Here is a 14,450-nt window from a genome sequence, read left to right as displayed (position 1 = left end):
CAGCCTTCCCCCCTGCCAGGGTACTGCTTGCCATGCCGTTCACTTACCGCGCCGTGCGACTGGGCCTGATTCTGCTGCTGATCACCGCCGGCACCCTGCTGGCCGCCGGCTGGGCGATGAATCAGGCCAAGCGCCAGGCCATGCTCGACGATACCCAGCGGGCCAGCCAGCAACTGGCGCTGTACGCCAACTCGCTGCACACCCTGATCGAACGCTACCGCGCCCTGCCCGCTGTGCTGGCGCTGGACTCCGAACTCATCGCAGCCCTCGGCGGCCCGGTGGGCGAAGCGACCCAGGACGCGTTGAACCGCAAGCTCGAACGCATCAACGGCGCCGCCAGGTCGTCCACCCTCGAACTGCTCGACCACACCGGCCTGGCCGTGGCGGCCAGCAACTGGCGCCTGCCTACCACCTACGTGGGGCAGAACTACGGCTTTCGACCGTACTTCAAGCAGACCCGCACCCAGGGCAGCGGGCGCTTCTATGCGGTGGGGGTGACCAGCGGCATTCCCGGCTACTTTCTGTCCAGCGCGGTGCTGGGCGACCAGGGGCGGTTTCTCGGGGCCATGGTGGTCAAGCTGGAGTTTCCCGAGCTTGAGCGCGAATGGCGCCAGGGCAGCGACGTGCTGCTGGTCAGCGACGCCCGCGGGATCATCTTCCTGGCCAACCAGGACGGCTGGCGCTACCGCGAGCTGAACCCGCTATCGGCGGCCGATTTCAATGAGCTGGACGCCACCCGCCAGTACGACAAGAAGTCGCTCTTGCCCCTGCAGCGCCAGGTGCTGACCCGCTTTGACGACAACAGCCACCTGGTGCGCGTGCAGCGCCCCGAAGGCGACACCGACTACCTGTGGGAAAGCCTGCCGCTGGAAGCCGAGGGCTGGACCCTGCACCTGCTGCGCACACCGCGCACCGGGGATGACGAGCGCAACGCCGGGCTGACGGCCGCCGCCGTCTGGCTGACCCTGGTGTTCGCGGTGCTGTTCATCAGCCAGCGCCTGCGCCTGGCCCGCCTGCGCCAGCGCAGCCGCGACGAGCTCAAGCGCCTGGTGGAGGAACGCACCCATGAACTGCGCATGGCTCAGGAGGGCCTGGTGCAGTCGACCAAGCTGGCGGCGCTGGGGCAGATGTCCGCCGCGCTGGCCCACGAGCTCAACCAGCCGCTGACCACCCAGCGCATGCAGTTGGCCACCCTGCGCCTGCTGCTCGACAGCGAGCGCCTGGACGAAGCACGCCAGGCCCTGCAGCCGCTGGAACAGATGCTCACGCGCATGGCGGCCCTTACCGGACACCTGAAAACCTTTGCCCGCAACAGCCCCAGCGGCCTGCGCGAACGTCTGGACCTGGCCACCGTGGTCGACCAGGCGCTACAGTTGCTCGACCCGCGCATCCGCGCCGAGGGCGTCAGCACCGCGCTGTACCTGGCGCGTCCGGCCTGGGTACGCGGCGACGCCATCCGCCTGGAACAGGTGCTGATCAACCTGTTGCGCAACGCCCTGGACGCCATGGCCGACAAAACCTGGAAACACCTGGAGATCCGTATCGAAAAGCAGCATGACCACTGGCACCTGAGCGTGCTCGACAGCGGCGGCGGCATCAAGCAGGAGCACCTGGGCTGCGTGTTCGACCCATTCTTCACCACCAAGCCGGTGGGCGAAGGGCTGGGCCTTGGGCTGGCGATTTCCTACGGCATCATCCATGAAGCCGGCGGACGCCTGCAGGTCGACAATCAGCCAGGCGGTGCGCGTTTCAGCCTGACCCTGCCCTGCGACCCGGAGCCTGCATGCTGAATGCGGTGATTGTCGTCGACGACGAGGCCAGCATCCGTACCGCGGTGCAGCAGTGGCTGAGCCTGGCCGGCTTCGAGGTGCAGCTGTTCGAACGTGCCGAGGCGTGTCTGGCACAGCTGCCCGAGCATTTTCCCGGGGTGATCCTGAGCGATGTGCGCATGCCCGGCATGGGTGGCCTGCAACTGCTGGAGCAACTGCAGGGGCGTGATGCCGACCTGCCGGTGATTCTGCTTACCGGGCATGGCGACGTGCCGATGGCGGTCGAAGCCATGCGCAATGGCGCCTACGATTTTCTGGAAAAGCCCTTCAGCCCCGACAGCCTGCTCGGCAGCCTGCGCCGTGCCCTGGAGAAACGCCAGCTGGTGCTGGAGAACCGCCGACTGCATGAACAGGCCGACCTCAAGGTGCGCCTGGAAAACACCCTGCTGGGCATGTCGCCTGGCCTGCAGCAACTGCGTCGCCAGGTGCTGGACCTGGCCGGGCTGCCGGTCAATGTGCTGATACGCGGCGAAACCGGCAGCGGCAAGGAGCGCGTCGCGCGGTGCCTGCATGATTTCGGCCCGCGGGCCGACAAGCCGTTCGTGGCGCTCAACTGCGCGGCGATCCCCGAGCAATTGTTCGAGGCCGAGCTGTTCGGACACGAGAGCGGCGCCTTCACCGGCGCCCAGGGCAAGCGCATCGGCAAGCTCGAATATGCCAACGGTGGCACGCTGTTCCTCGACGAGATCGAGAGCATGCCGCTGGCCCAGCAGGCCAAGCTGCTGCGGGTGATCCAGGAGCACAAGCTCGAGCGCCTGGGCGCCAACCAGAGCATCAGCGTGGACCTGCGCATCATTGCCGCCACCAAGCCCGACCTGCTGCTCGAAGCCCGCGCCGGGCGCTTTCGCGAAGACCTGGCGTACCGTCTGAACGTGGCCGAACTGCGCCTGGCGCCCTTGCGCGAGCGGCGCGAAGACATCCCCCTGCTGTTTGCCCATTTTGCCCGCGCCGCCGCCGAGCGCCTGGGCCGCAGCGCCGCTGACCCCAGTGGCGCACAACTGGGCCGGCTGCTCAGCCACGACTGGCCGGGCAACGTGCGCGAGCTGGCCAACGCCGCCGAGCGCCACGCCCTGGGCCTGGACGATGCGCAATCGGCGGCAGTGGCGCATACCGGGCAATCGCTGGCCGCCCAGCAGGAAGCCTTCGAGGCCCAGTGCCTGCGCGCCGCCCTGAGCCGCCATCAGGGCGACATCAAGGCGGTGCTCGAGGAGCTGCAACTGCCCCGACGCACCCTGAACGAGAAGATGCAGCGCCACGCACTGGTGCGCGAAGATTTCCTCGAACGCCCCGGCCCATAGGCGGATTCTTGCCTATCGCTGCGCCGCCAATGAGCGGATTTCCGCTCATTCGACCTGCCAAACCCTTCTAAACCGGGCCTTCGCTGGCTGGCACGGGTCCTGCTATGGCCCTGTCAGGCCGCGTTTACACGCGCACCACAAAAACAACTAGAAGGTTGCTTCAATGGATAACTCCACCTCTCTGCCTGCTGGGGCAGCGGCCGCACCCGCTGAAAAAACCACCTCCAGCCGCCTCAAGTCGATTTTCTCCGGCTCCATCGGCAACATGGTCGAATGGTACGACTGGTACGTCTACGCGGCGTTCTCGCTGTATTTCGCCAAGGCCTTCTTCCCGGCCGGCAACACCACCACCCAACTGCTCAACACCGCCGCGATCTTCGCCGTGGGCTTCCTGATGCGCCCGATCGGTGGCTGGCTGATGGGTATCTATGCCGACCGCAAGGGCCGCAAGGCCGCGCTGATGGCCTCGGTACTGCTGATGTGCGCCGGCTCCCTGGTGATCGCCCTGACACCCAGCTACGAAACCATCGGCGTCGCCGCGCCGGTGCTGCTGGTGATCGCACGCCTGATGCAGGGCCTGTCGGTGGGGGGTGAATACGGCACCTCGGCCACCTACCTCAGCGAGATGGCAACCAAGGAGCGTCGCGGTTTCTTCTCCAGCTTCCAGTACGTCACGCTGATCTCCGGCCAGCTCATCGCGCTGGCGGTGCTGATCATCCTGCAGCAGACCCTGACCACCGAGCAGCTGTACTCGTGGGGCTGGCGCGTACCCTTCGTGATCGGCGCGCTGTGCGCGGTGGTGGCGTTGTACCTGCGTCGCGGCATGGAAGAGACGGCCTCGTTCACCAAGAAGGAAAAAGCCAAGGAAAGCTCGATGCGCACCCTGCTGCGCCACCCCAAGGAACTGGCGACCGTGGTCGGCCTGACCATGGGCGGCACCCTGGCGTTCTACACCTACACCACCTACATGCAGAAGTACCTGGTGAACACGGTGGGCATGAGCATCAGTGACTCAACCATGATCTCGGCGGCCACCCTGTTCCTGTTCATGTGCCTGCAGCCGGTGATCGGCGGCCTGTCGGACAAGATCGGCCGTCGCCCGATCCTGATCGCCTTCGGTGTGTTGGGCACCCTTTTCACCGTGCCGATCCTGACCACGCTGCACACCATCGAGACCTGGTGGGGTGCGTTCTTCCTGATCATGGCAGCACTGATCATCGTCAGCGGCTACACCTCGATCAACGCGGTGGTCAAGGCAGAGCTGTTCCCCACCGAGATCCGTGCGCTGGGCGTGGGCCTGCCGTATGCGCTGACCGTGTCGATCTTCGGTGGCACGGCCGAGTACGTGGCACTGTGGTTCAAGAGCATCAACATGGAAACCGGCTACTACTGGTACGTCACGGCGTGCATTGCCGTCTCGCTGCTGGTGTACGTGTTCATGAAGGACACCCGCAACAACTCGCGGATCGAGACCGACTGATCGGTTTGCTGCGGTAGACAAGGGGCCTCCAGCGATGGAGGCCCCTTTTTTGTGGGCTTAATTCGGCATTAATGCGGGTGCGCGATGCTGGGTTCACTCAGAACCGAGTCGTCCTCTTCGCTGTCAAGCCAGCTCCCACAGAATGCTTCGGCGCTCGCAAAACACTGTGGGCACTGGCTTGCCAGCAGAGGCCAACCGCTTTCTTATGTATCGATTTAATAGATTCATATAGGCAATATTTTGCGCTTTTTAATCAAATTAACGGGCGTAAAATCAAACCCATAGCAACAGACAACCCCTCACCACCGGAGCAACCCCCATGAAAACCAAACTGATGCTGGCCCTCACCTTCTCTGTCCTGGCCGCCAACGCTTTCGCCGAAGACGGCTTCGACCGCACCAACGCGCACAACTTCGCCGTGGAACACGCCCAGCCCGCCACCGTGGCAGAAGACGGTTTCGATCACACCAACGCGCATCGCTTCGTCGAAGATGGCTTCGACCGCACCCAGGCCCACCGCATCAGCTGACAGCCGATGCAGCGCCACAGCCCGGCTTCGGCCGGGCTTAGTCATTTTCAGGGCCGGCAACTGTTGGCACACTAGGCGCACCCTCCGCCCACAAGGCCCGATGATGTACTACTACGAACCCACAAAAGGCCACGGCCTGCCCCACGACCCGTTCAACGCCATCGTCGGCCCGCGCCCGATCGGCTGGATCTCCTCCCAGGACCGCGACGGCCGCCTGAACCTTGCGCCCTACAGTTTTTTCAACGCCTTCAACTACATTCCGCCGATCATCGGGTTCTGCAGCGTCGGGCGCAAAGACAGCCTGAACAACATCGAACAGACCGGCGAGTTTGCCTGGAACCTGGCCACACGCCCGCTGGCCGACGCCATGAACCAGAGCTGCGCCGCCGTGGCGCCAGAGGTCGACGAGTTCGCCCTGAGCCAGCTGACCCCGGCAGCCTCCAGGGTGATTGCGGTACCCCGGGTGCAGGAAAGCCCGGTGTCGTTCGAATGCAAGGTGACCCAGATCGTGCAACTGCAACGTGCCGACCAGGCGCTGGTGCCAAGCTGGCTGATCCTGGGCGAAGTGGTAGCGGTGCACATTGCCGAGCACCTGCTCAAGGAAGGGATCTATGACACCGCAGCCGCCGAGCCGATTCTGCGCGGCGGCGGCCCGGCGGATTACTTCGAGCTGGGCAACCTGTTCAAGATGGCCCGCCCGCAGGCCTGATCACCAGATCAGTTCGGCGTCGTCACTGACGCCGTTCAGGCGCTGCAGTTCGACCACTGCAGCGTCATCGGCCTCCAGTGCGGTCTTGAATACCTGCCCTGGCAGCACCTTGTGAAAACGCGGTGCGCCGCCAGCGCCCAGGGCCTTGACCGCGATCGCGGCGCTGTAGCCACCCTCGCCCGGGACCACCGCCGAAACAGCCTCGAATACGTCGAATTCTTTACGTGCCATTGCCTCTCACATCCACATCGGTTGCCGGAAAGGCGCCATTCTAACTCGCCGGCTGCTCGGTGAACGTCTGCAGGTCGAGGCTGTCCACCACCCGCGCCTGCACCAGTTCACCAAACAGCTGCAGGCTGGGCGAGGCAAAGTAGTCGTGCAGCGCCGAAGTATCGGCCCACACCCCGTTGAGCAACCACAGGTCGGCATCGCAGGTGGAACGCTGCACGCTGAAATGCAGACACCCCGGGGTTTGCCGCGACGGTTCGAGCAGTTGCTGCAGGCGCACGCCCAGCTCGGCCGAACGGCCGACGCTGGCGCGCACGAAGGAAAGATGGCTGACCGGTTGTGATGACGTCATGTGCGGTGCTCCTTGAAGCGGCCAGGGAAGAAAACCCAGGCTGCCAAGGCTACGGCCCAGGCCACGCGCGGCGTTAGGCGATTCCTGTCGACGGCTTGCCTGATTCTGCACCCGTCGCAGGATCAGGCAAGAACCGCGCAGCATTCGGCTAGCGCCCCGGCGTGCGCGAACCTATGCTGCGCCCATCGGCAGAGGAACCCGCACATGTCAGCCCCAGACCCCACCCCACCGTTGCTGGACCCGGCCCTGGAGCTTCTGCGCCAGGAACTGGCCGGGCTGGTCGTTCGCCACTGCCACAGCGGCACGGTGCCTTCGGCCATCGCCGACCTGCACCTGAGCCGCTACGAGCAGAGCACCCGCTCGATGCCGACCCTGGCGCAGCCGGCGCTGTGCATCCTGGCCCAGGGCCGCAAGGAGATCTGCCTGGGCGACGAGACCTATGTTTACGACCCGCTGCACTACATGGTGGTGTCGGTGGCGATGCCGATCAGCGGTGCACTGCTGGAGGCCAGCCCGCAGAACCCCAGCCTGGGCATTCGCCTGGACATCGACCCGGCCGAGATCAACAGCCTGATCGCCGAGGCCGGGCCGATGGGCGTGCCGTCGCAGCCGTCGTCGCGGGGGGTATTCATCGAACGCCTGGACACCCAGATGCTCGATGCATTGCTGCGCCTGATCCGCCTGCTGGATACGCCCAAGGACATTGCCGTGCTGGCGCCGCTGATCCGTCGCGAGATTCTCTATCGGCTGCTGCGTGGGCAGCAGGGTGCGCGGCTGTACGAGATCGCCATGGCCAACACCCAGACCCACCGCGTGTGCCAGGCCATCCAGTGGCTCAATGATCATTTTCAGCGCCCGCTGCGCATCGACGACCTGGCACGGGAGGTGAACCTGAGTGCCTCGACGCTGCACCACCGGTTCAAGGCGGTGACCTCGATGAGCCCGTTGCAGTATCAGAAGCAACTGCGCTTGCAGGAAGCCCGGCGGCTGATGCTCAACGATGGGTTGGAGGCGTCGGTGGCGGGGTATCGGGTGGGCTATGAGAGCCCGTCGCAGTTCAGCCGCGAGTACAGCCGGCTGTATGGCGCGCCACCGCTGCGGGACATGGCAAGGTTGCGTAGCGCGCTCTAGATCGCTTTCGCCGGCAAGGCCGGCTCCTACAGGCAGTACGCGGTCGCCTGTAGGAGCCGGCCTTGCCGGCGAAGAACGCTACACCGCCCTCACCACATGCTTGATCTCCTGAAAAGCCGCCAGCCCCCAGGGCCCCAGCTCGCGCCCCAGGCTGCTCTGCTTGTAGCCACCCCACGCTGCCTGCGGGAAGATCACCTGCGGTGCGTTGATCCACACCAGCCCGGCCTGCAACTGGTCGGCCACCCGTTCGGCGGCCGCCGGGTCTGCACCTACCACGCTGGCCACCAGCCCGAACTCGCTGTCGTTGGCCAACGCCACCGCTTCGGCTTCGCTGGCCACCCGACGCACGCACAGCACCGGGCCGAAGATTTCCTCGCGCCACAGCGCACTGTCCAGCGGTACCTCGGCAAACACCGTGGGCTCGATGAAGTACCCAGCGGCGTGTTCGAGCGGCTTGCCACCGCACAGCAAGCGCGCGCCGCTGTGCACGCCACGCTCGATGTGCCCCAGCACGCGCTGGTACTGGGCCTGGTTGACCAGCGGCCCCATGTCGCTGTCACCGGCAAACGGGTCACCCACCCGGATCGCCGCAGCCCGTGCCTTCACCCCGTCGACAAAGGCGTCGTACAGCGCATCGGCCACCAGCACGCGGCTGGTGGCCGAGCACATCTGCCCGGCATTGAAGAAGCCGCCGGCGCAGGCCAGCTCGAGCGCAAGCTCCAGCTCGGCCGACTCCAGCACCAGCAATGACGACTTGCCGCCCAGCTCCAGGCTCACCCCCTTGACCGTCTCGGCCGCGCGCTGCATCACCTGCACGCCGACCGCATTGCTGCCGGTGAACGACACCTTGGCGATACGCGGGTCGCTCGTCAGCGGCGCCCCCACCGCCAGCCCGGTGCCGCACACCAGATTGAACACCCCATCCGGCAGGCCGCAGTCAGCGATGATCCGGGCCAGTTCCAGCTCGGCCAGGGGCGTGACCTCCGACGGCTTGAGCACCACGCAGCACCCTGCCGCCAACGCCGGGGCCAGCTTCCAGGCGGTGGTCACCATCGGGAAGTTCCACGGCACGATCAGGCCGACCACACCGCACGGCTCGCGGCGCAGGCGGGCGCTGAAATCCTCGCTGGGCAAGGCCAGCGGCTGGTCCTGCTGCCTGTCCAGGGCCTGCGCCAGGCCCGCGTAGTACTCGAACGTTGCCACCACATCGTCGACGTCCATCGCCGACTCGGCCAGGGGCTTGCCGTTGTTGCGCGATTGCAGTTCGATCAACCGCTCGCGGCGGGCCTCCACACCCCGCGCGATCCTGTGCAGCAGCTCGCCACGGTGCGCCCCGGTGGTACGCGACCAGCCGGCAAAGGCGGCCTGCGCCGCCGTGGCGGCACAGGCGACTGCATCGCCATCGCCCCCGGCCACCTCGGCCAGGGACTGCCCGGTGCTCGGGTTGATTACCGTGAGCGGCTGCGCGCCGTGATGCCACGCGCCCTCGATGTAGATACCGGGCAGGTTCAGCATGATTGCACCGCCTGCATCCACGCTGCCTGGTCGACCTCGATCAGGCTCGGGCCACTGCGTTGGCGGGCACGCAACAACGCCTCGCGCAGTTGCGCCACCCCGCTCGCCGCTTCGGCGGCGCAACCGAGGGCCTTGGCCACGCCAATGAAATCGGGGGTGTGGATATCCACGCCCACCGGTTCGATGGCGCGGTTGAGCATGTACTTCTTGATCTCCTCGTACCCCTGGTTGTTCCACAGCAACACGATCAGCGGCACCTGAGCCTCCACCGCACTGGCCAGCTCCGGCAGGGTGAACTGCAAGCCGCCGTCGCCGATCAGGCACACCGCAGGCAAGCGTCGATCCGCCTGCTCCGCACTGCCCAGCCACGCGCCCATGGCCGCCGGCAAGGCGTAGCCGAGGGTGCCGTAGCCGGTCGAGGCGTTGAACCAGCGGCGCGGCTGGTCGAGGTCCAGGGTCAGGTTGCCGGTGTACACCGGCTGGGTCGAATCACCGACCAGCACGGCATCGGGCAACGTCTGCAGCACGCTGTCGAGGAACAGCGTCTGCGCCCGCGTGGCCGCGTCCCATTCGCTGGCCAGGGTATCGCGCAGGCGCGCTGCCCGCGCCGCGCCCCACTCACCTTCACGCGGTGGCGCCGGCTGCTCGGCCAGGGCCAGCAACAGGGCCTGCGCCGCCTGCTCTGCATCGGCCACCATTGCCACCCTGGGCGGGTAGTTGCGCACGCACTGGTCCGGGTCGATGTCGATGCGCAGCAGGGTGCCGGGGATCTCGAAGCCGCCCTTGAAGGTGACGTCATAGTCGGTTTCGGCCAGCTCGGTGCCGATCGCCAGCACCACGTCGGCCTCGCGCACCAGTGCACGGGTCGCCACCAGCGACTGGGTGGAGCCGATCAGCAGCGGGTGCCCGGAGGCCAGCACGCCCTTGGCATTGATGGTGAGTGCAACGGGCGCCTGCAGGTGCTCGGCCAACCGGGCGAGTGCGGCGCCTGCGTCGATGGCACCGCCACCGGCCAGGATCAACGGGCGGCGGGCAGCGGCCAGCAGCGCCGCCATGCTCGCCACCGGCCCTGGCGCGGCACCGGCGCGGGCGATGTGTACCGGCTCGCAGCCAAGCAGGTGATCGGCGTCTTCGACCAGCACGTCCAGCGGGATCTCGATATGCACCGGGCGCGGGCGCGCGCCCTCGAATACCGCAAAGGCACGGGCCAGCACGGCCGGCAGGTCATCGGCGCTCATCAGTGTGTGCGAGAACGCCGCCACACCGCTGACCAGCGCGCCCTGGTTGGGCAGCTCGTGCAGCTTGCCGCGACCGCCGCCCAGGGCATTGCGCGATTGCACGCTGGAGATCACCAGCATCGGGATCGAGTCGGCATAGGCCTGGCCCATGGCGGTGGTGATGTTGGTCATGCCCGGGCCGGTGATGATGAAGCACACCCCAGGCTTGCCACGGGTACGGGCAAAGCCGTCAGCCATGAAGCCTGCGCCTTGCTCGTGGCGCGGGGTGATATGACGGATGGTCGAGCCGGCAAGGCCGCGGTACAGCTCGACCGTGTGCACGCCGGGAATGCCGAAAACATGGTCCACGCCATAGTTTTCGAGGAGTTTTACCAATACTTCGCCGCAAGTCGCCATGGTGGTCTGCCTGGAATCATTCTGGAACAAGGCCTGATTGGACCCGCCAGGCGCTACCGGCACAATGCAAAAATCCTCATACTAGCCATGTCTACAGCTCATGGCTTACCCCAATGAAACGCCTGCCTCCCTTGCCTGCCCTGCACACCTTCCTGATCACTGCGCAATGCTGCAACTTCACCCGTGCGGCGCAGCAACTGCACCTGACCCAGGGCGCGGTGAGCCGCCAGATCGCCGGCCTGGAAGCACACCTGGGCTACGCGCTGTTCGTGCGCCAGGCACGCGGCCTGAGCCTGACCCGCGAGGGCCAGGACTGGCTGCCGCGGGTGCAGCAGGTATTCGGGCTGATCGAGGAAGGCGTGCAGCAGGTGGGCGCGCAGCGCACCACCTTGCAACTGAAGGCGCCGACCTGCGTGATGCGCTGGTTGCTGCCGCGCCTGATGGAATGGCAGGCGCTGCACCCGGAAGTGCCGGTGGAGCTGACCACCACGGTGCAGCACGGGGTGGATTTTCGCCGGGAAGCGTTCGATGCGGCGGTGGTGTATGGCGCCGAGCCTGATCCGGCCCTGCAGGTACTGAAGCTGTTCGATGAACAACTGACACCGGTGTGCGCGCCGCAGTTGCCGTTGCGCACGCTGGATGATCTGCAGCAGCACATGCTGCTGCACCCGGCGCGGGACGAGAAGGACTGGGCGACCTGGCTTGGCGCAGCCGGCGTGCAACTGCCCAGGCAAGGCCGGCGCCAGCATTTCGAGACACTGGACATGGCCATGTCGATGGCGTCCCAGGGCACCGGGGTGGCGATAGGGGATTGGGCGTTGATCGGCGATGACCTGGCCAGCGGACGGCTGGTGATGCCGTTCGACCTTCGGGTCAAGACCGGCAAGGGCTATTACCTGGTGCGGCCCGCGCAGGTGGCGGCGCCGGGGTTGATGGCCTTGCTGGAGTGGTTGGGCGGGCAGGCAGGGGCACCGCGTTGATGCAGTCGCCGGCAAGGCCGGCTCCTACACCTGTAGGAGCCGGCCTTGCCGGCGAATGCTTTCTAGGCTCTGTACGAAAAGCCTTGATACTCGGTGATGCTGCGTTGAAAACAGCCTCGGAATGCTCATTTACAACCCGTAAACTCCGCTTCCTCGGCTGTTTTCGCCTTGCCTGACCTTCGTCTCAAGACTTTTCATACAGCCCCTAGTACCCCACAGTAAAGCGCTGACGCGAATGCGCTGGCTTCTCTACCTCATCGAGCAACGCAATCGCATAGTCGGCAAAGGTGATCCAGCTCCTGCCCTTCGCGTCGACCAGCAGGTGATCCTTGCCCACCCTGTAGCTACCGGTGCGCTCGCCTTCGACGAACTCCGCCGACGGCGACAGGAAGGTCCAGTCCAGTTGCTGCTCCTGGCGCAAGGCCTGCAGAAAATCGCCACCTGCGCTCGCCTCGGCCTTGTAGGCCTCGGGGAAGTCCGGCGCGTCGATCACGCGCTCCCCTGACGGCAGCAGCAGGCTGCCCGCCCCGCCCACCACCAGCAGGCGCTTGACCCCGGCCTTCTTGACCGGCCCGATGATCGCCTGCGCCGGCACCGTGGCAAAGTGCGCGGCGCTGAGCACCACGTCATGCCCGGCAACGGCCTGCTCCAGCCCCTCGCCCCGGGTCACGTCCAGGGCTACCGTGCTCACCCCTTCGCGCCCCTGCAGGCGCGACGGATCGCGGGCAATGGCGGTGACGCTGTGGCCACGGCGCAGGGCCTCTTCCAGCAACTGGCTGCCGGCACGTCCGGTAGCACCGATGATTGCGATCTTGCTCATGGAAACCTCCGATCAGGATTGAACGACACTTACCACTTCATTTCGCCCTTGGCGACCTTGGCGCCGAGCTCCAGCGAGCTCTCCTCGCCCAGGCCGGGGTAACGTTTTTTCATTGCAGCGATCAGCTCGGCCGAGTTGGCCGCCCTGGCGGTTTCGGCATCGAAGGCGCGGATGTAATCGGCGGTGAAGCGCACCGCCTCGAGCGACCCCTTGCTCTGCCCCAGGTAATGCCCCGGTACCACCGTCTGCGGCGCCAGTTGCTCGATGCGCGCCAGGGTCGCGAGCCAGTCCTTGTGCGACTGCGCCGACTGTGTGTCGGCCATCCACACGTGCAGGTTCTCGGCCACCACTACCCCGCCGACCACCGCCTTGATCGACGGGACCCATACAAAGCTGCGGTCGGGCTGCGGGCCGTCCAGGCCGATCACTTCAAGACGCTGCCCTTCAAGGGTGAGCACGTTGCCGGGCAGCACGTCAGGCACGACGAGCCGGGCGGGCTTGTCGGCCCCCATCTGCGGGCCCCAGTAGGCAAGCTTGGCAGCCATGGTCTGCTTGATGTGCGCGACCGTCGCCTGCGACGCCAGCACCTTGGCCTTGGGGTAGGCACGGGTCAGGGTGTCGAGGCCGAAGTAATAGTCCGGGTCGCCATGGCTGATGTAGATGGTGGTGAGTTGCTTGCCGCTATCGCGAAGCTTCTTCAGCACCTGCTCGGCCTGGCCCTTGCCGAACTGTGCATCCACCAGAATCGCCTCGTGCTGGCCACTGACGATCACCGAGCTGACCGGAAACAGCGCCTCGCTGCCGGGGTTGTACACGTCCAGTTTCAGCGGTGCGTCGCCGGCAACGGCCTGGGTGATCGCACCGAAAGCGGCACACGCCAGCAGCAGGCGACGCAGGGAAAAGAAAGCAGCCATCAAGCAATACCTGTTCAAGTCATCGATGAGGCACAGCTTAGTTGCACGAACCATCACAAAAAATGCGATGCTCCAACATAGTTTGTTTCTGAAATCGGGCAGATCATGGACCGTCTCACCGCAATGAAGGTGTTCGTCAGCGTAGTCGACCTGGGCAGCCAGTCGGCCGCCGCCGACCACCTGGACCTGTCGCGCCCTGTGGTTTCGCGTTACCTGGCCGAACTTGAAGACTGGGTGGGCGCGCGCCTGATGCAGCGCACCACGCGCAAGCTGAGCCTGACTGCCGCCGGCCTGGAGACCCTGCCGCGCTGCCGGCAGATGCTGGAACTGGTGGGCGACCTGCACGCTGCAGTGGGCGCCCCGGATGACGCGCCGCGGGGTGAACTGCGCATCAGCGTCAGTACCTCGTTCGGGCATGCGCAACTGGTGGAAGCGGTAGCGGACTACGTCAAGCGCTACCCGCTGGTGAAGGTCGACCTGCAGATGCTCGACCGCACGGTCAACCTGGTGGACGAACGCATCGACCTGGCCATCCGCGTCAGCAACGACCTGGACCCAAACCTCATCGCCCGCCGCCTGAGTGTGTGCCGCTCGGTGGTGTGCGCCTCGCCAGCCTACCTGCGCGAGCACCCCGTACCGCGCCAGGTGCAGGACCTGAGCCAGCACAACTGCCTGACCCATTCGTACTTCGGCCACAGCCTCTGGCATTTCGAGGTCGACGGCGAACAGGTGTCGGTGCCGGTGCAAGGCAATATCAGCGCCAACGAGGCCCTGACCCTGGAGCGCGCCACCCTGGCCGGCACCGGTATCGCCATGCTGCCCACCTACCTGGTGTGGCAAGCCCTGCGCAGCGGCACGCTGGTACGCCTGCTGCCCGAGGCCAGGCCCCGCGAACTGGGCCTGAACGCGGTGTACACCTCGCGCAAGCACATGCCCGCAACCCTGCGCAGCATGCTCGACTTTCTGGCGGCACGCTTCACCGACCCGCCCCACTGGGACCACGGCCTGGACTGACCGGCAGGCACCTGGCG

General features: G+C 66.0%; 13 protein-coding genes and 1 pseudogene. 8 read left to right on the top strand and 6 right to left on the bottom strand.

What is annotated here, in order from left to right; translation table 11 throughout:
* Window positions 1–32 precede the first annotated feature (32 nt).
* The 5 genes and pseudogenes from ACPRTJ_RS15895 to ACPRTJ_RS15875 all read left to right on the top strand — a co-directional run bounded on the left by ACPRTJ_RS15895 (window position 33) and on the right by ACPRTJ_RS15875 (window position 5,845).
* Window positions 33–1,790: a sensor histidine kinase gene (locus ACPRTJ_RS15895; RefSeq protein ID WP_100633560.1), complete on the top strand. Its 1,758-nt coding sequence runs from the start codon at window positions 33–35 to the stop codon at window positions 1,788–1,790.
* On the top strand, window positions 1,784–3,127 hold the full coding sequence (locus ACPRTJ_RS15890) for a sigma-54-dependent transcriptional regulator (protein ID WP_054914790.1): 1,344 nt from the start codon (window positions 1,784–1,786) through the stop codon (window positions 3,125–3,127). The genes ACPRTJ_RS15895 and ACPRTJ_RS15890 overlap by 7 nt, the downstream gene beginning before the upstream one ends.
* A 163-nt stretch (window positions 3,128–3,290) precedes the next feature.
* Window positions 3,291–4,607: an MFS transporter gene (locus ACPRTJ_RS15885; RefSeq protein WP_043860783.1), complete on the top strand. Its 1,317-nt coding sequence runs from the start codon at window positions 3,291–3,293 to the stop codon at window positions 4,605–4,607.
* Window positions 4,608–4,926: 319 nt separating this feature from the next.
* Window positions 4,927–5,133, top strand: a pseudogene (locus ACPRTJ_RS15880) (hypothetical protein); the annotation flags it as partial.
* Between the two features lie 106 nt (window positions 5,134–5,239).
* Entirely contained in the window at window positions 5,240–5,845 is a 606-nt protein-coding gene (locus ACPRTJ_RS15875) for a flavin reductase family protein (protein WP_426427103.1), read from the top strand.
* Here ACPRTJ_RS15875 and ACPRTJ_RS15870 read toward each other — a convergent pair whose 3' ends face one another.
* Both ACPRTJ_RS15870 and ACPRTJ_RS15865 read right to left on the bottom strand, forming a co-directional pair.
* A complete protein-coding gene (locus ACPRTJ_RS15870; protein ID WP_054914791.1) occupies window positions 5,846–6,076 on the bottom strand; it encodes a hypothetical protein in 231 nt (76 codons plus the stop codon).
* A gap of 40 nt (window positions 6,077–6,116) precedes the next feature.
* Window positions 6,117–6,425: a putative quinol monooxygenase gene (locus ACPRTJ_RS15865; RefSeq protein WP_043860779.1), complete on the bottom strand. Its 309-nt coding sequence runs from the start codon at window positions 6,423–6,425 to the stop codon at window positions 6,117–6,119.
* Window positions 6,426–6,629: 204 nt separating this feature from the next.
* Here ACPRTJ_RS15865 and ACPRTJ_RS15860 point away from each other — a divergent pair, with 204 nt between their 5' ends.
* Window positions 6,630–7,556 (top strand): AraC family transcriptional regulator N-terminal domain-containing protein, encoded by a 927-nt coding sequence (locus ACPRTJ_RS15860; RefSeq protein ID WP_426427102.1) that lies wholly within the window; start codon window positions 6,630–6,632, stop codon window positions 7,554–7,556.
* 78 nt (window positions 7,557–7,634) lie between these two features.
* Here ACPRTJ_RS15860 and ACPRTJ_RS15855 read toward each other — a convergent pair whose 3' ends face one another.
* Window positions 7,635–9,071 (bottom strand): aldehyde dehydrogenase family protein, encoded by a 1,437-nt coding sequence (locus tag ACPRTJ_RS15855; RefSeq protein ID WP_426427101.1) that lies wholly within the window; start codon window positions 9,069–9,071, stop codon window positions 7,635–7,637.
* The gene (locus ACPRTJ_RS15850) at window positions 9,065–10,705 is read right to left on the bottom strand and encodes a 5-guanidino-2-oxopentanoate decarboxylase (RefSeq protein ID WP_426427100.1); all 1,641 of its coding nucleotides are present in this window, start codon (window positions 10,703–10,705) and stop codon (window positions 9,065–9,067) included. Before ACPRTJ_RS15850 ends, ACPRTJ_RS15855 begins: the two co-directional genes overlap by 7 nt.
* A 113-nt stretch (window positions 10,706–10,818) precedes the next feature.
* Between ACPRTJ_RS15850 and ACPRTJ_RS15845 the strand changes: the two genes are divergently transcribed.
* Window positions 10,819–11,685, top strand: a complete 867-nt coding sequence (locus ACPRTJ_RS15845; protein WP_058540916.1) for a LysR substrate-binding domain-containing protein — start codon at window positions 10,819–10,821, stop codon at window positions 11,683–11,685.
* 205 nt (window positions 11,686–11,890) lie between these two features.
* Here ACPRTJ_RS15845 and ACPRTJ_RS15840 read toward each other — a convergent pair whose 3' ends face one another.
* Window positions 11,891–12,505 (bottom strand): NAD(P)-dependent oxidoreductase, encoded by a 615-nt coding sequence (locus ACPRTJ_RS15840; protein ID WP_043860774.1) that lies wholly within the window; start codon window positions 12,503–12,505, stop codon window positions 11,891–11,893.
* 29 nt (window positions 12,506–12,534) lie between these two features.
* Complete coding sequence (locus ACPRTJ_RS15835) at window positions 12,535–13,419, bottom strand: MBL fold metallo-hydrolase (RefSeq protein ID WP_104571996.1); 885 nt, start codon at window positions 13,417–13,419, stop codon at window positions 12,535–12,537.
* Between the two features lie 105 nt (window positions 13,420–13,524).
* Here ACPRTJ_RS15835 and ACPRTJ_RS15830 point away from each other — a divergent pair, with 105 nt between their 5' ends.
* Entirely contained in the window at window positions 13,525–14,433 is a 909-nt protein-coding gene (locus ACPRTJ_RS15830) for a LysR family transcriptional regulator (protein ID WP_104571995.1), read from the top strand.
* The last annotated feature ends 17 nt before the right edge of the window (window positions 14,434–14,450 follow it).

It is taken from the genome of Pseudomonas palmensis (genome assembly GCF_049942755.1).
Taxonomy (GTDB): Bacteria; Pseudomonadota; Gammaproteobacteria; order Pseudomonadales; family Pseudomonadaceae; genus Aquipseudomonas; species Aquipseudomonas palmensis.
The sequence above is the reverse complement of the archived record's forward strand: the minus strand, read 5'-3'. Positions and strand labels throughout refer to the sequence as shown.